Annotated in this window: 16 protein-coding genes; 12 read left to right on the top strand and 4 right to left on the bottom strand. The window is 71.2% G+C overall.

The features are described 5' to 3' along the window. Positions 1–95: 95 nt before the first annotated feature. Positions 96–926, top strand: coding sequence for a sirohydrochlorin chelatase (locus ACZOOI_RS09055; protein ID WP_465280225.1), 831 nt, complete (start codon positions 96–98; stop codon positions 924–926). A 298-nt stretch (positions 927–1,224) separates the two neighbouring features. After that, positions 1,225–2,463 (top strand): CapA family protein, encoded by a 1,239-nt coding sequence (locus tag ACZOOI_RS09050; protein WP_465280224.1) that lies wholly within the window; start codon positions 1,225–1,227, stop codon positions 2,461–2,463. 194 nt (positions 2,464–2,657) lie between these two features. On the opposite strand, the gene ACZOOI_RS09045 is transcribed toward ACZOOI_RS09050, so the two are convergent. Next, complete coding sequence (locus ACZOOI_RS09045) at positions 2,658–3,296, bottom strand: thiaminase II/PqqC family protein (protein ID WP_465280223.1); 639 nt, start codon at positions 3,294–3,296, stop codon at positions 2,658–2,660. Positions 3,297–3,628: 332 nt separating this feature from the next. Here ACZOOI_RS09045 and ACZOOI_RS09040 point away from each other — a divergent pair, with 332 nt between their 5' ends. The 3 genes from ACZOOI_RS09040 (at position 3,629) to ACZOOI_RS09030 (ending at position 6,058) form a co-directional block, all read left to right on the top strand. Further along, positions 3,629–4,273 carry a Crp/Fnr family transcriptional regulator gene (locus tag ACZOOI_RS09040; RefSeq protein WP_396006806.1) on the top strand — a complete coding sequence of 215 codons (645 nt, stop codon included), beginning with the start codon at positions 3,629–3,631 and terminating at the stop codon, positions 4,271–4,273. A gap of 103 nt (positions 4,274–4,376) precedes the next feature. Beyond that, positions 4,377–5,075 (top strand): hypothetical protein, encoded by a 699-nt coding sequence (locus ACZOOI_RS09035; RefSeq protein WP_465280222.1) that lies wholly within the window; start codon positions 4,377–4,379, stop codon positions 5,073–5,075. Between the two features lie 452 nt (positions 5,076–5,527). Further along, the gene (locus ACZOOI_RS09030) at positions 5,528–6,058 is read left to right on the top strand and encodes a F0F1 ATP synthase subunit B family protein (RefSeq protein WP_391581194.1); all 531 of its coding nucleotides are present in this window, start codon (positions 5,528–5,530) and stop codon (positions 6,056–6,058) included. A gap of 181 nt (positions 6,059–6,239) precedes the next feature. On the opposite strand, the gene recQ is transcribed toward ACZOOI_RS09030, so the two are convergent. Both recQ and ACZOOI_RS09020 read right to left on the bottom strand, forming a co-directional pair. Then, positions 6,240–8,321 carry a DNA helicase RecQ gene (gene recQ / locus ACZOOI_RS09025; protein ID WP_465280221.1) on the bottom strand — a complete coding sequence of 694 codons (2,082 nt, stop codon included), beginning with the start codon at positions 8,319–8,321 and terminating at the stop codon, positions 6,240–6,242. A 758-nt stretch (positions 8,322–9,079) separates the two neighbouring features. Next, positions 9,080–10,639, bottom strand: coding sequence for an aldehyde dehydrogenase (NADP(+)) (locus ACZOOI_RS09020; protein ID WP_465280220.1), 1,560 nt, complete (start codon positions 10,637–10,639; stop codon positions 9,080–9,082). A 195-nt stretch (positions 10,640–10,834) separates the two neighbouring features. Between ACZOOI_RS09020 and ACZOOI_RS09015 the strand changes: the two genes are divergently transcribed. After that, positions 10,835–11,290, top strand: a complete 456-nt coding sequence (locus tag ACZOOI_RS09015; protein ID WP_465280219.1) for a Uma2 family endonuclease — start codon at positions 10,835–10,837, stop codon at positions 11,288–11,290. Between the two features lie 173 nt (positions 11,291–11,463). On the opposite strand, the gene ACZOOI_RS09010 is transcribed toward ACZOOI_RS09015, so the two are convergent. Beyond that, positions 11,464–12,510, bottom strand: coding sequence for a LacI family DNA-binding transcriptional regulator (locus tag ACZOOI_RS09010; protein WP_465280218.1), 1,047 nt, complete (start codon positions 12,508–12,510; stop codon positions 11,464–11,466). 375 nt (positions 12,511–12,885) lie between these two features. On the opposite strand from ACZOOI_RS09010, the gene ACZOOI_RS09005 reads away from it, so the two are divergent. The 6 genes from ACZOOI_RS09005 (at position 12,886) to ACZOOI_RS08980 (ending at position 18,173) form a co-directional block, all read left to right on the top strand. Next, positions 12,886–14,544, top strand: a complete 1,659-nt coding sequence (locus tag ACZOOI_RS09005) for an amidohydrolase (protein ID WP_465280217.1) — start codon at positions 12,886–12,888, stop codon at positions 14,542–14,544. A gap of 338 nt (positions 14,545–14,882) precedes the next feature. Further along, on the top strand, positions 14,883–15,317 hold the full coding sequence (locus tag ACZOOI_RS09000; RefSeq protein ID WP_465280216.1) for a MarR family winged helix-turn-helix transcriptional regulator: 435 nt from the start codon (positions 14,883–14,885) through the stop codon (positions 15,315–15,317). 51 nt (positions 15,318–15,368) lie between these two features. After that, positions 15,369–17,048: an SWIM zinc finger family protein gene (locus ACZOOI_RS08995; protein ID WP_465280215.1), complete on the top strand. Its 1,680-nt coding sequence runs from the start codon at positions 15,369–15,371 to the stop codon at positions 17,046–17,048. Positions 17,049–17,266: 218 nt separating this feature from the next. Then, positions 17,267–17,605, top strand: a complete 339-nt coding sequence (locus tag ACZOOI_RS08990) for a DEAD/DEAH box helicase family protein (RefSeq protein ID WP_465280214.1) — start codon at positions 17,267–17,269, stop codon at positions 17,603–17,605. Next, positions 17,539–17,820 carry a hypothetical protein gene (locus ACZOOI_RS08985; protein WP_465280213.1) on the top strand — a complete coding sequence of 94 codons (282 nt, stop codon included), beginning with the start codon at positions 17,539–17,541 and terminating at the stop codon, positions 17,818–17,820. Before ACZOOI_RS08990 ends, ACZOOI_RS08985 begins: the two co-directional genes overlap by 67 nt. After that, a complete protein-coding gene (locus tag ACZOOI_RS08980) occupies positions 17,784–18,173 on the top strand; it encodes a hypothetical protein (RefSeq protein ID WP_465280212.1) in 390 nt (129 codons plus the stop codon). The genes ACZOOI_RS08985 and ACZOOI_RS08980 overlap by 37 nt, the downstream gene beginning before the upstream one ends. Positions 18,174–18,190: the final 17 nt, after the last annotated feature.

The following is an 18,190-nucleotide window of genomic DNA, read 5'->3' as shown; positions in this document are numbered from 1 at the left end:
CGGCCGACGGTGCCGCCGATCATGGCCGTAACAGTCCTGTTGCTCTTGTCGTCCCGCTGTGAAGGCTTTGGCCGGATTCCATAAAATTCGGTCCCATGAGCTCCTCCTCGGACGCAGCGTCCCCGCTGCCCGCCCGCACTCCAGGTCTGCCCACCCGGGTGCCGCAACCCCGTCAGGGCGGACGGCACCGTCGGCCCGATTCCCATGAACTCCCGGAGGCCGCCAAACCGTTGATTCTTGCCGTGCCCGGTCCCGCGAACGCCGACCTGCTCGCCCTGGTGAGCGAGGTCGCGTTGCTGGCCGGCGCGGATCTGCCCGGCCTGGACATCAGGCCGGTGGTGATAGAGGAGGAAGAGACCGACCTCGCCGCCGTGTTGCGCGGCGCGCCGTCGGCGGTCGTCGTCCCGCTTCTGCTCGGTCCCCATGCCGAGTCCGCGGCCCGGATCGAGGCGGTGTTCGCCGGCGTGGAGGGCGAGTTCCTGCGCTGCGGCGTGCTCGGTCCGCACCCGCTGCTCGCCGAGGTGCTGCACGAGCGGCTCTCCGAGGCCGGCCTGGCTCGCGCCGACCGGGCGCGCCTGTTCAGTGTCGCGACCGCCGCCGAGGGGATCGTGCTGGTCACCGACGGTGGCCCGGAGGCCGTCGCCGCGGCCGAGGTGACCGGGGTGCTGCTCGCCGCCCGCCTTGCGCTGCCGGTGATGACCGCCGACCTGGGCGATCCGAAGACGGTACTCGCCGCGGCCGAGCGGCTGCGCGAGATGGGCGCGGCCTCGATAGCACTCGCGCCGCACGTGCTCGGTCCCGACGTCGAGACCGGCCGGATCGCGGAGGTCGCGGCCCAGGCCGGCTGTACGGCGGCCGAGCCGATCGGCGCGCACACCTCGGTGGCGAAGCTGATCCTGCACAAGTATCTGGAGGCTTGCGGCTAGCCGCACACCCCACCACCGGGATGCGGCCGACCGCACGGACCCGGCCAGGCGGCGCATGGCTCCCCCCGTGCCATGCGCCGCCGAAACGTGCCCGAGACCACCCGGACGGGTGACTCGTGGGTGACTCGTGCGCAGGCTGCGGCCGAGTCGCGGGTGAGTCCCCGGATCGGGCGGCGCCGCCCGAGGACGGGTGCCGAGCCGGGCGAATTCGGGGTTCCGTGAACCCGGGTGCGCTGGGAGAGTTCCGCCAAACGGCGGCTCTTCGGCTGCGGTGCCGGGGTGGGGGGAACACGGGGCCATGGACACGTCACGCAAGAAATACGGTTTTGCCATCGCGCTGGTGGCGATCGGCCTGCTGGCCGGCCTGATCACCCTGGTCTGGGAGTCGGATCGGAGCCGGGACACCCCGCACAAGGATTCGGCGGCCTCGGTGCCCACCGCATCCGCACCCGCCCCCGCGGCGTCCGGGAATCGGCCGACCACCCTCACCCTGACCACCACGGGGGATGTGCTCGCCTATCCGACGATCATCGCCCAGTCCGAGCGCGACGCGGCCGGCGGCTCGGGTGGCGCGAGCGGCTCCGGCGGTTCGGGAAACGACTTCCACAAGATCTTCGCGGACGTGGTGCCGCTGGTGCAGAAGGCCGATCTGGCGTTGTGCCACATGGAGACGCCGTACGCCCCGCCCGAGGGGCCGTTCACCGGGTACCCGCTCTTCGCCGCGCCGCCGCAGATCGCCCGTACGCTCGCGGACACCGGCTACGACGGCTGCTCGACCGCGTCCAACCACACGCTCGACGGCGGCTTCACCGGCCTGCGGCGCACGCTGGACACGCTGGACGCGGCGGGCGTACGGCACGCGGGCAGCGCCCGCACCGAGCAGGAGGCGGCGCCGACGATCCTGGACGTCAAGGGCGTCAAGGTCGCGCACCTGTCCTGGACCTACGACACCAACGGCATCCCGCTGCCGGAGGGCAAGCCGTGGTCGGTCAACGTGATCGACAAGGACCGGATGATCGCGCAGGCCCGGGCCGCGCGCGCCGCCGGCGCCGAACTGGTTCTGCTCAGCGTGCACTGGGGTACCGAGTGGCAGCGCGAGCCGGACGCCCAACAGCGCGCACTGGCCAAGGAGTTGACCGCCTCGACGAACAACGGCGTCAAGGACGTAGACCTGATCATCGGCACGCACAACCACGTGCCGCAGGCATATGAGAAGGTCAACGGCACCTGGGTGATCTACGGCATGGGCGACGAGTTGGCCAACTTCCCGGACAAGCCGCGCGGAAACTACAGCTCCGCCGGGCTGTTCACGTTCTCCCGGGACGCGGCGGGGAAGTGGAGCGTGACCGACGCGCAGTTCCGCCCGCTGTACTCGCACCCGGGTCCGCCGTTTCGGATCCTGGACGTGAACAAGGCGTTGGCCGACCCGGCCACCCCCGCCGACACCCGGGCGCTGTTGGAGACCGCGCGCTCGACGGTGGTCGATGCGGTGCTCTCCGAGGGTGCGGCCGGGGCGGGGCTCACCGAGTCGAAGTAGGACGCGTTGCGGGGCCGGGGCCGGGGCGATGGTTGGCGCTTGGCTGCGGGTGCGGGGCGCGTGGGGCGGGGGCGGGGGTGGTCAGGGCCCCGGGCGGGCGCCCGTGCGCTCCCGGCCTCGCGAGGCGCCCCGGGCGGTCTCGGCCTCGCGAGGTGTGCTGTGCGGTCCCGGCGTCGGGAGGATGTCCCGTGCCGTCACGGCGTCGGGAGGGCGTCCCAGAAAGCCAGTTCGTAGCTCTGCATCAGGCGGGCGGCGGTCTTGGCGCTCTCCTGGTCGTCGCCCGCGTCCAACCCGGTCTGCAACAGCGTCAGTGCCGCGTCCTCGAAGCCCGGCGGCAACGACGCGAAGAAGGTGAAGAACGCGACCTGGTCCTCGGTCAACTCGTGGTGGGTACGCAGCGCCTGCGCGAAGCGCTCGCAATACCCGCCCCAGAAGCCGAAGTTGGCCAACAGCGCCAGCGAGACCTCGGCGCGCGAGCCGTACAGGGCCAGCCAGGCCAGGTGATGCGGGTAGCTCTGCGCGGCGGCGTTCGGGGCGTAACCGAGCAGGTCGGCGGCGCTCATCCCGATCGCCTCCGCGTACGGCATCAACAACTGCAACGCCTGGCCCTCACCACTGGCCAACGCCAGGAACAACTGGGCCGACTCCGGGAATCGCGACGCGAGCAGGGCGAACGAGCGCCGATCGCTCAGGACGATCCGGTATTCCTCACCGGCGATCCGACGCAGCGCGGCCGGCTCCACCGGACCCGCCTCGGCACGGTCCACGAACCGGTTCGTCGATCCTGCGGTCAGGTCCTGTACGACCTGGGCGTAGAGCATCCGTGCGTCCATGGTGCCACCGTTCGTTCGACGTGTTGATTGCGCCGCCGGCGGCCGGCCGCGTGTCGTGGCCGGCTCGTCGGACGTCCCGCGCCGCCGTGCTTCGGCCTTCGTGCGCGAGTCCTATGTCTCCCCGGGAAGAGGGCGCTCCACGCCTGCGGGGGCGGGTCGGATAGGCCGGGTGGGGCGGGAGGGGCGGGTGCCGAGTCCGGCCGAGCGCCACGCGCTCGGGTTGCCGCTCCGTTGCGTGGCCGGGGCGGGGCCGTCGGCGGGATCCGCGAACGCCTGCCGAATCGGAATTCGCCTGATTAAGCTCTGGCGGCACGGGCGACGGAGGAGCGGGAGTGGCCGAGGACGACAGGGCGCTGCCCCAGCAACTTCGGGACGTCCTGCGCAAGTCCGGCCGGCGACTGGGCTACGACCGGGGCGACGCGCTGTTCATGGAGGGCGACCACCCGCGCCACGTGGTGTTGATCGAGCACGGGCAGGTCAAGATCGAGCGGGCGACCTCGGACGGCTCGGCGGTCACCATCGCGGTTCGGGGACCCGGCGAGCTGGTCGGCGAGCTGGCCTGTATCGACGGGCGCGGCCGGTCCGCGACCGTGGTTGCCCTGGGGCCGGTGGTGGCCGTACTGGTCCCGCTGTCCCGCTTTCGCGAGTTGCTCAACACGAACGCGCCGCTGGTGTACGCGGTGCTGATCCGCACGGTGTCGCGGATCCGCGAGTCGGACCGGTGGCGCGTCGAGTACGGCGCACTGGCGACCGGGCGTCGGGTGGCCCGGGCGCTGGCCGATCGCACGCTGGGCAGTGCCGAGGGGCCGTACGTGATCCGCACCACGCAGCAGGAACTCGGCGACGCGATCGGCATCTCGCGGGAATCCGTGGTCCGCGCGCTGCGGGTGCTGCACGAGTCGGGGTTGGTGCAGACCCGGCGCGGCAGCATCGTCGTGCCCGATCCGCCGGCTTTGCGGGAATGGGCCGACGGATAACGCGTTGTGTGTCATCTGACGCGTACAACCGGCCGCCGCCGGAGTACTCCTTGAGGGGCAGGGAGCGAGGGCGCGCAAGCGCACGGTGCGGTAGGGGGATTCCGTGGGAGCCAAGTCGCGATACGTGTCGATCCTCGTGCTCGACGTCGAGCGATTCGGCCGACGTTCGGACGTGACGCAGGAGTGGGTGCGCGGGCGGCTGTACGAACTGCTGCACTCCGCACTCGAATCGGCGGGTATCGCCTGGGACGCGTGTGTGGTCGAGGACCGCGGCGACGGGGCGATCCTGCTGATCCCGGCGAACGTGCCCAAGGAGGACCTGACCGATCTGTTCATCGATCGACTGCACGCCGGACTGCGCAACCACGATCGGCACGCGAGCGACGAGGCACGGATCCGGCTGCGGGTGTCGCTGCACGCGGGCGACGTGGTGCAGGACACCCGGGGCTGGTCGGGCAGTGCGATCAACACCGCGTGTCGGCTGGTCAACGCCGACCCGCTGCGCGACGTGCTGGCGGCGGCCGAGCGCGCGTGTCTCGCGCTGATCGTGTCCCGGTCCTGGCACGAGGCGGTCGTCGCCCCGGAGCGCGGCGGCTTGGAGAGTTCGGCGTACGGGGAGGTGCACGTGCTGGCCAAGGAGGTCGACGAGACCGCATGGGTGTACGTGCCCGGATATCAACGTCCACCCGCCACGGGCACCGACCATGTGGCGACTCCGCCTCGGGTGCGGAAGACGACTGTCCGGCGCGGGGGGCTGGACAGGGGCTTCAGCTTCGACGGTGAGGTTCGCCAACCTCGGTGACGTGGTGGGTGGGGACGTACTCGGTGCGCCGGGTCGAGCGTGGCCGACCGATGGGGCGGTCTCGACCGGCGCACGGCGGCCGGCACCGGCGGGCCTGGGAGGGAGAGGTCCGGCGGCGCACGGCACACCCGCGGACGGGTCGTGTCCCCACGCACGGGGATACGACCCGTCCGTCGGTCGGTGGGGGGTGGGTGGAGTGGGGGCGGCGGCGGCGTTCGGTCGAGTCGGTGGGCCGAGTCGGTGGAGTGCGGCGAGGGGTCGGTCGAGACGCTCGGTCGAGTGCGGCGACGGGTCGGTCCGTGTTGGGCGTACGGATGTGCGGGCGCGCGGGTCTGCGGGCGTCCGGGGTGCGGCGTCGGGGGTGCGCAGTGGAGTTCGGTGGTTACGCGGGGTGCCCGCGGAGGGTGATCGGAACTTGATTTGTGCTCGCGTGTGTTCGAGGATTTCGAGCCATGGGACCTCTCAAGCCGGATATCGCCGAACTGATCTTTGGATTCATCACCTTCCTGGTGGTCTTGGCGGTGTTCGCGAAGGTGTTGTTGCCGCGCATCGCTCGCACGATCGCCGAGCGGCACGACGCGCTCGAAGGCGGTTTCGACCGGGCGACGGACCTCCAGGCGGAGAGTGAAGCGGCGCTGGCCGAGCTGCGGGCGCAGATGAACGAGACGCGCAAGGAAGCCGCGCTGGTTCGGCAGCAGGCGGCCGAGGAGGGGGCCCGGCTGATGGCCGAGGCGCGCGCGGAGGGACAGCGGATCAAGGACGAGCTCGTCACGTCCGGCCACGAGCGGCTGGACGCGGACCTCGCCCTGGCGAGCGCGTCGCTGCACGCGGAACTGGGCCTGATCGCGACGGAGCTGGCGGGCAAGGTGCTCGGCGAGCCGGTGGGCCCGCTGGTGGCCGACAGCGATGTGATCGAGCGCTTCCTGGCCGAGTTGGACCAGTTGGACACGGAGCAGGGCGGCGGTTCGGCCGACAAGGGCTGACCGACGGGCAGCACGGGTGGCCGGGTCCGGGGATCGTCTCCTCGGGGCCGGTCACTTTTGCGTTCGGTGGCCGTGACGGTTCAGGACGACTGGGACTGGGACTAGGGCCGGGGCCGGACAGGCCGGGGCCGGGGCGGGCCTGTGCCTGCGTCCCGTGCCCCGGCCTGTCCGGCTCGACGGGTCAGCCTCGGTAGTCCGGGTCCGGCTCGAACTCCGGGTAGAACTCCGGCTCCGGTTCGAAGTCGGGTTCGTAGTCGTTCTGGTAGTCGGGCTGGTAGTCCGGCAGGGGTTCGCGGATGAGTTCGGGCACCGGCTCGCGGGTGAGCTCGGCGGCGGGTGCCGAGGTGGGCGGCGCCGGGGTGGGGGTCGCTCCGGGTGCAGGCGCGGGCGTGGCGGGGCCGCCGGGCGTCGAGCCGGCCAGCGTGTCCAGGATCGACTGGCCGTACTTGGCCAGCTTGTTCTCGCCGATGCCGCTGATCGTGCCGAGTTCGGCCAGGGTGCCGGGCCCGGTGGTGGCGATTTCGCGCAGCGTCGCGTCGTGGAAGATCACGTACGCCGGCACGCCCTGTTCCTTCGCGGTCGCCGCGCGCCACGCGCGCAACGCCTCGAAGATCGGCGCAGCCGCCGCGGGCAGCTCGATCGGTGCGGCCTTGCCCTTGCCGGACTTGGCCGCCCGGTCGGCCTTGGCCGCGCGCGCCGGCCGCTCCGGCTCACGGCGCAGCATCACCTCGCGTCGCCGGCCGAGCACCTCCTCGCTCGCCTCGGTGAGCACGAGCGCGTTGAACGAGGGCTCGACGGCGATCAGCTTCATGGCCAGCAACTGCCGCACCACGCTCATCCATTCGGTTCGACTCAGCTCGGTGCCGATCCCGAACACGCGAAGCGTGTCGTGGTCGAACTGGATGACCTTGGCCGTCTTGGCGCCCAGCAGGATGTCCACGATCTGGCCCGCGCCGAACTTCTGCCCGCGCCGCTCGTGCTTGAGCCGCCACACGGTCGACAACACCTTCTGGGCCGCGATCGTGCCGTCCCAGGACGCGGGCGGCGACAGGCACGTGTCGCAGTTGCCGCACGCGGTGCTCTCCTGGCCGAAGTAGGCGAGCAGGCGTACGCGTCGACACTCGACCGTCTCGCACAGCGCCAACATCGCGTCGAGGTGCGTGCCCAGTCGGCGGCGGTGGGCCTGGTCGCCCTCCGAGCCGTCGATCATCTTGCGCTGCTGCACCACGTCCTGGAGCCCGTACGCGAGCCACGCGGTGGACGGCAGCCCGTCGCGCCCGGCGCGGCCGGTCTCCTGGTAGTAGCCCTCGACCGACTTGGGCAGGTCCAGATGCGCGACGAAGCGCACGTCGGGCTTGTCGATGCCCATCCCGAACGCGATGGTGGCGACCATCACCATGCCGTCCTCGCGCAGGAAGCGGGACTGGTTGGCGGCGCGCACGCGCGAGTCCAGGCCGGCGTGGTACGGCAGCGCGTCGATGCCGTTGTCGACCAGGAACGCGGCGGTCTTCTCCACCGAGGCCCGGGACAGGCAGTAGACGATGCCCGCGTCGCCGGCGTGTTCGGCACGGAGCAGGTCGAGCAGCTGCTTCTGCGGCTTGTCCTTGTGCACGATCCGGTACTGGATGTTGGGCCGGTCGAAGCTGGCCACGAAGTGCCGGGCCTGTTGCAGGTTCAGCCGGGAGGCGATCTCGGCGTGGGTGGCCTCGGTCGCGGTCGCGGTGAGTGCCACGCGCGGCACGTCCGGCCAGCGCTCGTGCAACTGGGAGAGGGTGAGGTAGTCGGGCCGGAAGTCGTGACCCCACTGCGCCACGCAGTGTGCCTCGTCGATCGCGAACAGCGAGACGATGCCCCGGTCCAGGAGTCGCAGGGTCGCGTCGACCTTCAGCCGCTCCGGTGCCAGGTAGAGCAGATCCAATTCGCCGGCCAGGAACTCCGACTCGACCATTCGTCGCTCGTCGGGGTTCTGCGTCGAGTTGAGGAACCCGGCGCGCACTCCCAGCGCGGTGAGGGCGTCCACCTGGTCCTGCATGAGCGCGATCAGCGGGGAGATGACCACGCCGACGCCCTTTCGCACCAGCGCGGGGATCTGGTAGCAGAGCGACTTGCCGCCGCCGGTGGGCATCAGGACGAGTGCGTCGCCGCCCTCGATCACATGGTCGATGATCTCCTGCTGGCTCCCGCGAAACGAGTCGTAACCGAAGACGCGATGCAGAACCTGCAGCGCTTCGCTGATCTGGGGACCGTCGTCGAGCGCTGTCATCCGAGCAGTCTAAGAGCTGCCGGCGACACCCGAGGCCGGTCTGTGGACAACGCGGACCGACCGTGCGCGGCACGGTTGTGGACAACCCCGAAGGACCTGGCCATAACGCTGCGCGGCCGGGCGCGGGGGCTTCCGGGTGGGCTTCCGGGTGGACTTCCGGAAGCCGGCTGGGTGGTATGTCGGGCGCTTGGCGGTGTGATTGGGGCGGGCCGGGGTCGGGGGTGCGGCGAAGCGGGGGCGGGCCGAGTCGCGGGGCGCGGCGAAGCGGGCGGGCCGGGGTCGGGGGTGCGGCGTTGCTGTTTGTTGGGCGCCTTCGGCGCCGGCTCGCGAGGCACCACTTTTTTCTCTCCCCCGCTTCGCTCCTCCGAGAAAAAAGTGGCCCCTCGCTCGTGACTTCGTGTCCCTCCGCTTCGCTCCGGGCCACGAAGTCTTGGGTTTGCGGCTCCGCCGCTCTCCGCGCTTCGCGCGTCGATCACCGGGGTGGGCTGGGTCGGGGGCGCTGACGCGCCGGGGGGGGGGCGCCGGGCGCGGGCGGGGTGTCGGATGGGGTTGGCTTGGCCTTGCGGGGTGCGGGCATGGCCCGGGACGTGGGCCCAGGCTGGGGCTTGGCCCCGGGTGTGGGGCGGGCCTTGCTGGGGGTGGGGTGCGGGTGCGGATTGCTTACGGTGGGGCGTGGGTGCGGTGCGAGCCTGCTCGGGACGGGTGTGGGTGGGGTGCGGGCCTGCCCGGGGGTGGGGTGCGGGCGCGGCGCGGATTGCTTACGGCTGGGTGCGGCGCGGGACGCCCAGCGGGTTGGCGTCCCGCAGTTCCGCGGGGAGCAGCGCGTCCGGCCAGTCCTGGTACGCGGTCGGCACCAACCAGCGCTCCAGGGCGGTGCCGCCGACCGAGGTGTGGCCCGGGGCGGTGGTCGCGGGCCAGGGGCCGCCGTGATGCATCGCCCAGCACACCGCGACGCCGGTGGGCCAGCCATTGTGGATCAGCCGGCCGACGCGCGGACGCAGGGCGGCGCCGACCCGGGCGGCGAGCGGGTGGTCGGCCTCGACCGTGTGTACCGAGCCGGTGAGGCTGCCCGGGAGCCGGTCGAGTGCGGCGAGCAGGGCGTCCTCGTCGGCGTAGGTGACCACCAGGCCGGCCGGACCGAAGGTCTCCTCGGTCAGCTCGGCCGCGTGCGCGACGAATTCGGCGAGGTCGACATGCCACACCACCGGCGCCACCGACCAGGCCCCCTCGGCGGCGGTGCCCCGGGCGAGTTCGCGTCCCGCGCGCGCCGACGTGCCGTCCTGGTACGCGTCACGGATGCGTTCGGACAACATCGGGCCGCCGGTCGCGGTGCGGGCGTGCGTGGCAATGGCGTCCAAGAGCTCGGTGCCCTCCGGCACGAACAGCAGCCCCGGGTTGGTACAGAACTGGCCGGTGCCGAGGGTGAGTGAGCCGAGGTAGCCGGTGGCCAGTTCCTCGGCGCGTTCGGCCGCCGCGCCGGGCAGCACCACGACCGGATTGACGCTGCCCAGTTCGCCGAAGAACGGGATCGGGTCGGGGCGGCCGGCAGCGAGGTCGAACAGGGCCCGCCCGCCCGCGAGCGAGCCGGTGAAGCCGACGGCGGCGATCCCGGGGTGGGTGACCAGCGGGCCGCCCGCGGCACGGCCGACGACCAGGCCGAGCAGGTCCTCGGACGCGCCGGCGGCGGTCAACGCGGTACGCACCACCCGGGCCACCGCGAGCGACGTGGCCGGATGCGCCTCGTGTGCCTTGACCACGACCGGACATCCGGCCGCCCACGCGGACGCGGTGTCGCCGCCGGCGACCGAGAAGGCGAACGGGAAGTTGCTCGCGGCGAACACCGCGACCACACCGATCGGGTGCAACATCCGCCGCACGTCGGGCCGACCGAGCGCCGGATCGGCCGGGCTGAGCACCGCGCCCACGTGCGCGCCGTCCCGGAGCAGGCCGGCGAACATCCGCAGTTGGCCGGACGTACGGGCGACCTCGCCGGTGAGCCGCGCCTCGCCCAGCGCGGTCTCCGCGTCCGCGACGGCGACCAACTCGGCACGCGCGGCGTCGAGCGCGTCGGCGACGGCCTCCAGCACCTTGGCCCGCTCGGGACCGGAACGCCCGGCCCACGCCGGCGCGGCGGCCCGGGCGGCGGCGACGACGCGATCGACGTCGGCCTCGGTGCTGCCGGCCACCGGATCACCGACCGGCGCTCCGGTGCGGGGGCTGCGCCCCTGTACGGCGGCCGGTGGTACTGCGGGCGGCTGTTCGACGGCCGGCTGTACGACGGTCGGCTCGGCGGTGGGAGTCGGGGTCGACTCGATCACGGCGATTCCTCCGGGTCGGACGAACGAAGCCTGAGGGGTGGTCAGGCGCGGTGGGGCGCGGTCGATGATCCGGAAACCATCGAATCATGCTTCGGTGGGTGGTTCGACAGGCGTCGAGTCGAGCGCCTCGCGGATACCGTGCCGAACGGGCCGAACAGGCCGAACGGGTCGAACGCGCCGAGGAGGTGAGGAAGCATGTCGGCACTACCCGCCTGGATGTATCCGCCGAACGGCACCCATTGGACCGCCGACGACATGGACAGGTTGCCGCCGGAGGCGCCGCGTCATGTGGAACCCATCGATGGGGCCCTGATCTTCAGGATGGCGCCGCAACGGATCTTCCATTCCCGGGTCAAGCGCAACCTGACGTCGGCACTGGCCGCGCAGGCACCGGTCGAGATCGGCGTCGACGAGGAGATGACCGTCCGCCTCGACGACCGCACGCGACCCGAACCCGACATCGTTGCCTATCCGAACACGAGCGACTTCAGCCGGACCTGGTTCGACGCGTCCGAAATGCGCCTGGCCGTCGAGGTCGTCTCGGTGGAGTCCGAGCGGCGCGATCGAAAGCTCAAGCCCGCCCGTTATGCCGAGGCGGGGATCCCGCACTTCTGGCGAATCGAGGAGGAGGCGAAACTGCCGGTCGTGTAGGTCTTCGAACTCGAACCCGCCACCGGCAGCCATGTCCCGACCGGGATCCATCGGACCCGGTTGCAGGTTGCGGTGCCCTTCCCGATCGACATCGATCTCGCGGCTCTGATGGGGTGAGTCGGACCGCCGCCGGACGGTGTTGCTCTGTGCCGTCCCGGGGGCGTCGGGTCGGCTCAGCCGTCTCGGCGTGAGGTGCCCCGGATCTCCAGGTGGGTCGGTACGAGGCGGCCGGTGGGCGTGGGGTCGCCGGATTCCAGTGCCTTGAGCAGCAACTCGACTCCCACGGAGGCAATTTCGGCCGGGTTCAGGCTCAGGGTGGTGATCGGCGGGTCGGTCTGGGTAGCGGTCGGGTCGTCGCTGACGCACACGATCAGCAGGTCCTCCGGGACGCTCAGGCCGTGGGCGCGGACGGTTTCCAGGATCAGTGGCGGGCTCGCCTCGGTGAGTACGAAGAGCGCGTCCGGGCGATCGGGTCGCGCCAGCATGTGATCGACCACGGCGCGGGTGACCTGGTTGCCGGGACGTGCGGTCAGTTCCACGAGGGGAGCGAATCCCCGTTCCAGACACCATGCGTGATACGTCGTCAGGGCTTCCTCGTAGAACAGCGAGGTGGAGTGCGCGGCCACCAGGCCGATCCGCCGTGCGCCGCCCGCGGCCAGATGATCGAGCACGCCGCGCACGGCGGCCACATGGTCGATGTCCACCCAGTGCGCACCGGTCATGCCCTCCAGCCGCCGGTCGGAGACGACCGGGATGCGGGCCGCCAGGAAGTCCTCGACCAACGGGTCGTCCGCGAGCGGGTCGGCCACCACGGCCGCGTCCAGCGGCAGGTCCGCCCACTCGTCCCTGGCCGAGTGGGTGGGCAGCAGGACCAGCGCGTATCCGTGGGCGAGCGCGGCCTGCGCGGTGGCGCTGGTGAGCTGGGCGAAATAGGGCGATTCCATGTACGACCACGGCGTGTCCACGTACTCGCGCACCGCGTAGCCGATCAGCCGGGCGTGCCCCGCCCGCAGCAGTCGCGCGGTCGCGTTGGGCCGGTAGCCGAGTCGGCGCGCGGTCTCCTGCGCATGCAGCCGGACCGCGTCGGACAGCCGGCCGGTGCCGTTCAGGGCGGCCGAGACGGTGGTCTTGGACAGCCCCGCCTCGCGCGCCACGTCGACGAGTCGGACCCGGGGCACGGAGGCGGGACGCCTGCCCCCGTCGCGAGGTGAGGTGGTCATGTCACCACATGCTGCCGGCTGCCGAGTTCCCAGTCACGTGCGGTCCGTGGTGCGGTGACCTTCGGAAAACCGTTCCCGCATGTGCTTGTGCGGGAACGTTCCCGCGTCGATACTCCACACAGCTTCGGCGGCGGGTGGTGAGCTCGGGCGTCTCGGTGCCCCCGTATCGGCGTCGGCTTCCTGGGGCTTCCTGGGGTTCCGCGGGCTTCCTTGGGCTTCCGCGGGCGCCCTTGGGCTTCCTCGGGTGCCTTCGGCTTCCTTCGGGGTGCCTTTGCTCCGGTCGTCCGCTTCCCGTTCGCAGCCCTATCCGTTTTGCAGCCCCATCCGCCGCCTTCGCCCGTTGCTTCCTTTCCCGTCGTCTGCGCAAGGAGTCTCATGTCCACCCCTGCCGATGTCGTTTTCCGAGGTGGGCCGGTCCACACGATCGACGCCGCTCGTCGCCGGGCCACGGCGGTTGCCGTGCGTGACGGGCGGATCGTGGTCGTCGGGCACGACCCGGACGTACGTGACCTGATCGGCCCGCGTACCGACGTGATCGACCTGGCCGGACGGGCATTGGTGCCCGGCTTCCAGGACTCGCACGTCCACCCCGCCCTGGCGGGGATGACGCTGATCCGCTGCGACCTCTCCGAAGCGCGGGACGCCGAGGCGACGTTCGCGCTGATCCGCACGTACGCGGCCGACCGGCCCGAGGAGGCGTGGATCAGCGGCGGCGGTTGGAACATGGAGGCGTTCGCGGGTGGTACGCCGAGCCGGCACCAACTCGACGCGATCGTGCCGGACCGCCCGGCGTTCCTGATCAACGCGGACGGCCACGGCGCGTGGGTCAACACGCGCGCCCTCGAACTCGCCGGCGTCACCCGGGACACCCCGGACCCGGCCGACGGACGGATCGAGCGCGAGGCCGACGGCACCCCGCAGGGCACCCTGCACGAGGGCGCGACCGCCCTGGTCGGCGACCTCGTACCGGGCCTGGACGCGGCGGACGCCCTGCGTGCGCTGCTCGCCGGCCAGGCGCGCATGCACTCGGTCGGTGTGACGTCCTGGCAGGACGCGATGGTCGGCTCGGCCCACCCGGGGCTGGACCCGCTGGAGTCCTACCTCACGGCGGCCCGTTCGGGGCAACTCACCGCCCGGGTCGTGGGCGCGCTGTGGTGGGAACGCGACCGCGGCGCCGAGCAGTTGGAACGGCTGCTCGACCTGCGGGCGTCCTCGTCGGTCGGGCGCTTCGCGGCGACCAGCGTGAAGATCATGCAGGACGGCGTCGCGGAGAACTTCACCGCCGCCCTGAACGAGCCCTACTTCGACGGTTGCGGCTGCCACACCGGCAACAGCGGCCTGAGCTTCGTCGACCCGATCGCGCTGCGCGAGCACGTCACGCTGCTGGACGCGCACGGCTTCCAGGTACACGTGCACGCGGTCGGCGACCGGGCGGCCCGCGAGGCGCTGAACGGCTTCGCCCAGGCACTCGCGACCAACGGCCGCGGCGACCACCGGCACCACATCGCGCATCTCCAGGTGATCCACCCCGATGACGTACCGCGCTTCGCCGCACTGGGCGTGACCGCCAACCTGCAACCCCTGTGGGCCGCCCACGAGGCCCAGATGGACGAACTCACCATCCCGTTCCTGGGCGACGAACGCGCCGCGTGGCAATACCCGTTCGGCGACCTGCTCCGCTCCGGCGCCACGCTGGCGGCGGGCAGCGACTGGCCGGTGAGCGCACCGGATCCGATGTGGGGCATCCACACGGCGGTCAACCGCGTACTGCCGTCCTTCGCCGACCCGTCCGACACCGTCTTCCTCCCCGAGCAGCGCATCGACCTCACCGCGGCCCTGGCCGCCTACACGGTGGGCACGGCGTACGTGAACCACCGCGACCACGACACGGGCACCATCGAGCCCGGCAAGCTCGCCGACGTGGTGGTCCTCGACCGCGACCCGTACGCGGGCCCGGCCACGGAGATCGGCGAGACGGGAGTGCTCGGGACGTACGTGGAGGGCACGGCCGTGTACGCGGCGCGGGGGCTGTGAGGGCTGCGGGGTGGGGGTGGCCGGCGGGGTGCGCGGCGCAAGTTGTGAGGCCTGCGGGGTAGATGGGGCCGGCCGGCTGCGCGGCGCAGGGCCTGTGAGTCCCGCCGGGTGAATGCGGCGGGTCCGGCCGGCTCCCCGAAGCATGGGGTGGGCGTCCTCCGCGGAGGAGGGGACGCCCACCCCAGAGCCCATGAAAGCATGATCCTTGGGGAGACAATCCGTGTGGAGATAATCTGCGCGGGGCGAAACTTGACCGGGTCTCTCTCGAGTCTCTCGTCGCTACCCTGTCGTCCCTGCGTCCTCTCCACCTCCTACGCACGTCGAAAGCGGCGCCCCACATGCCTCTGCGCCCCCAAGACAGCCCCGGCTTCCTGCTCTGGCACACCACCCTGCGCTGGCAACGCGCCATGGCCGCGACCCTGACCCCCCTCGACCTGACCCACCCTCAATTCGTACTTCTGGCGAGCCTGCACTGGCTCGACACCCAGGGTGCCCACCCCAACCAACTCGCCCTGGCCACGCACGCCGGCGTGGACGTCAAAACCGTCAGTCAAGTCCTGCGCCGCCTCGAAGCCAAGGGCTACCTGACCCGCGAGACCGACCCGACCGACACCAGGGCCAAGCTTCTTCGCATCACCGAACCCGGCACGACACTTGCGAAGCGAGCCATGCACGACGTCGAGGCGGCCGACGCAACCTTCTTCGCCGAAGTCCCGGAATACGCAGGCCTCCTGACCTCTCTCCGTCACCTCTCCGGCACCCTCGCCAAGTAGGGAAAGAGCACTTCCGGCACCGGGGCGTGCGTCCCAAGGACGTACGGTTTGATGGAAGCCATGCCGGTACCACCACCGTTCACCGAACAAGATCTCCTCGACGCAGCCGGCGACAGGTCTTACGGCCGCGGGGAGGGCTACCTCGGCGCGGTCGCGAACCTCACCGAGGAGGCTCCGGGCTACGTCACCGCCGTCGTATACGGAAACGACACCTACGCGGTGGCCCTCGGATACGGAGCGGACGGTCTCACCGGCGACTGCGATTGCCCCTACGGCGAGCGGGGCTCCTTCTGCAAGCACTGCGTCGCCGTCGGCCTCGTCTTCCTCCGCTCCATCACGGCCCAGCCGATCGAGGAAGCCCAAGCCACCGCGTTCGACCTCCGCGCCTACCTGGCCTCACTCGATCCCCACGAACTCGTCGATCTCCTCGACGAGGCGGCCCGCAGCGACCCCGACCTGCGCCGGCGGCTCACCCTGCGCGCGGCCCGCACCGGCGGCGGCGCCGGCCCGGACATCACGTCGATTCGCGAGCACCTGGGCCGCGCGCTCCGCACCTACGGTTACCTGGATCGGCGCGGCGCCCACACCTACGCCGAGGCGGTCGCCGACATTTCCGAGACCCTGCGAGAGCTGTACGAGGGCGGCCATCACACAGCCGTCATGGACCTCTCCGGCCGCGCCCTGGCCCTGATCGGCTCAGCGCTCGGCGAGATCGACGACTCCGACGGCGGCATCACCGACGAAGGCGAAGCCCTGGTGGGACTGCACGCCGAAGCGTGCGCCGCCGCCTCGCCCGACCCGGCCGAACTCGCCGACTGGCTCCTCGCCTTCCAACTCGCGAACCACGATTGGCCGGAGCTGGCGCTCCAGGACTACACCGAGCCACTCGGGGAAACCGGGATCACGCACTACGCCGCCCGACTGCGCGCCGTACAAGAAGACCGTGCCGGCCGCGACGACCACCGGTGGTTGATCCAGCACCTCCGTGAGGACCTCGCCAAAGTACGAAAAGACACGGACGCGCAGGTCGAGGCCCTCGCGGACCACCTCACCCACGGCTACGTCTACCTCCGCATCGCCGAGGTCCTCACCGCTGCCGACCGCAAGGACGAAGCCCTCACCTGGGCCGAACGCGGCTTCGCCGAACACCCGAACGAATCCAGACTCGCCGACTACCTGACGCAGCAATACAGCGTCGCCGGTCGCGACGCCGACACCCTCAAAATCCGCTGGGAACAATTCCGCCACCAGCCAAGCGTCGCGCTCCACGCCGAAGTCCTCGAAGCCGCCCGGGTGATCGGCAAACTCGACCACTACCGCGCCGAGACCCTGCGACTACTACGCGACGCAGCCGGCGAAACGCTCACCAGTATCCGGGCGTCCCGGGTCCTGATCGACGTCCTGCTCGCCGAGAAGAACTTCGACCAGGCATGGAAGGCAGCCGAAACCTTCGGCGCCAATCGCGACCACTGGCTGCGCCTCGCCGAAGCCTGCCAAACCACCCGCCCCGCCGAAACCCTGGCCATTTACCTCCGAGAGGCCGCAGCCCTCATCAAGGAAACAGGCAACAGCGCCTACGCCCGCGCCGCCGACCTGCTCACCCGCGCCCGCGACCTCTCCCGAGCCACCAACCGCGAGCCCCAATGGCAGGAACAATTCACCAAGCTGCGCACCGAACACCACCGCAAACGAAACCTGACCGCCGAACTCACCCGCCGCGGCCTCATCTGATCAGTACGAGACCGGGACCATGACAAGCTCGCTGCTCTTCGCGGTGACGAGCCCCAGCCCGGCAAGGCGCGCAGCGGCCCTCGGCACCGGTGGCGCGAACGCATTCGATGCACCTCGTCGCGCGCCCAGACTGTCCAGCGCGGATGTACTGGAGCCCGACAAGACCCCCACCTGGTCGTCGACTCCTCCCCGTACTTTCGGCGCAGCCGCTGGAAGCGGTGCTGCGCAAGACACCCCTGCCTCAGTCCGAGCGGGGTCTCGCCCGCGCGGACCGCTTCCTGCCGGATCCCCTCCCCTACCAGCAGCGACCCGCCGAACCAGCGCTTTCGATGCGCAACCTGCGCCCGCGCGTTTTGATCGCCGATGTCGTCGGACTCGCCAAGGCCCTGGCGATCGGCCTGACCCTGGCCGAGCTGATCAGGCGGGGCCGCGGCGAGCGCATCCTCGTGTTCACTCCACGACACGTCCTGGAGAAGTTCCAACACGAATTGTGGACCCGATTCGCGATTCCGCTCGCACGCCGCACAACGGTGCCAAGCGATCGTTCGCCGACCTGATCAGCCTGCTCGACCCGGCCGCCATTGTCGATCCGGACGACTACGATCCGGAGCGCGATCTCGGGCACCTGTTCATCCGGCGCACCAAGGTCAGCCCGGAGGTCCGCAACGAGATGGGCGACGCGTGGGCGGACCGTGGCCCCACCCCCGAGGCCGAGAAGGTGTCCACGTCGGCACGATGTATCGCTTCAAAGGTCTGGAATACCGCCGGATAATCATCGCCGGCGTCACCGAGGGTTTGGTCCCGCGCTCGTCCGTCGACACCTGGGCCGACACCGACACATCCCGCCACCATCGGGAGCTCCGACACGCCCGCTCGCTCCCTTTCGTCGCGGCCACCCCCGCCCGCGACGCGTTGGCCATCACGTGGCGTGGCACGCGGAGCCAAGCCGATTCCTCGCCGCATTGGGCATCCGCTGAGCCGAAAATGTGCCAACGCGGCCGGATCTCCGGGGCGTTGTCGGGCCGGCCGCGCTCGACTTCGAGAACACCGAGTCGTCGGGGCTCTTGCCTTTGCCGGCATGCCCCGCGGGGCGCCCTCTGCGTGGGAGGGCGTCCCAGTTCGTAGCGCTCGGCAAGTCCGTA

It is taken from the genome of Embleya sp. L77, assembly GCF_055557415.1.
Note: the sequence above shows the minus strand (reverse complement) of the source record. Positions and strands in the feature narration are given on the sequence as shown.

Coding starts and splice junctions, on each gene's coding strand:
- ACZOOI_RS09050 (WP_465280224.1), top strand. CDS start 1,225: ATGGACACGTCACGCAAGAAATACGGTTTTGCCATCGCGCTGGTGGCG.
- ACZOOI_RS09000 (WP_465280216.1), top strand. CDS start 14,883: ATGCCTCTGCGCCCCCAAGACAGCCCCGGCTTCCTGCTCTGGCACACC.
- recQ (WP_465280221.1), bottom strand. CDS start 8,321: ATGACAGCGCTCGACGACGGTCCCCAGATCAGCGAAGCGCTGCAGGTT.
- ACZOOI_RS08980 (WP_465280212.1), top strand. CDS start 17,784: ATGTATCGCTTCAAAGGTCTGGAATACCGCCGGATAATCATCGCCGGC.
- ACZOOI_RS08995 (WP_465280215.1), top strand. CDS start 15,369: ATGGAAGCCATGCCGGTACCACCACCGTTCACCGAACAAGATCTCCTC.
- ACZOOI_RS09045 (WP_465280223.1), bottom strand. CDS start 3,296: ATGGACGCACGGATGCTCTACGCCCAGGTCGTACAGGACCTGACCGCA.
- ACZOOI_RS09030 (WP_391581194.1), top strand. CDS start 5,528: ATGGGACCTCTCAAGCCGGATATCGCCGAACTGATCTTTGGATTCATC.
- ACZOOI_RS09015 (WP_465280219.1), top strand. CDS start 10,835: ATGTCGGCACTACCCGCCTGGATGTATCCGCCGAACGGCACCCATTGG.
- ACZOOI_RS09005 (WP_465280217.1), top strand. CDS start 12,886: ATGTCCACCCCTGCCGATGTCGTTTTCCGAGGTGGGCCGGTCCACACG.
- ACZOOI_RS09010 (WP_465280218.1), bottom strand. CDS start 12,510: ATGACCACCTCACCTCGCGACGGGGGCAGGCGTCCCGCCTCCGTGCCC.
- ACZOOI_RS09055 (WP_465280225.1), top strand. CDS start 96: ATGAGCTCCTCCTCGGACGCAGCGTCCCCGCTGCCCGCCCGCACTCCA.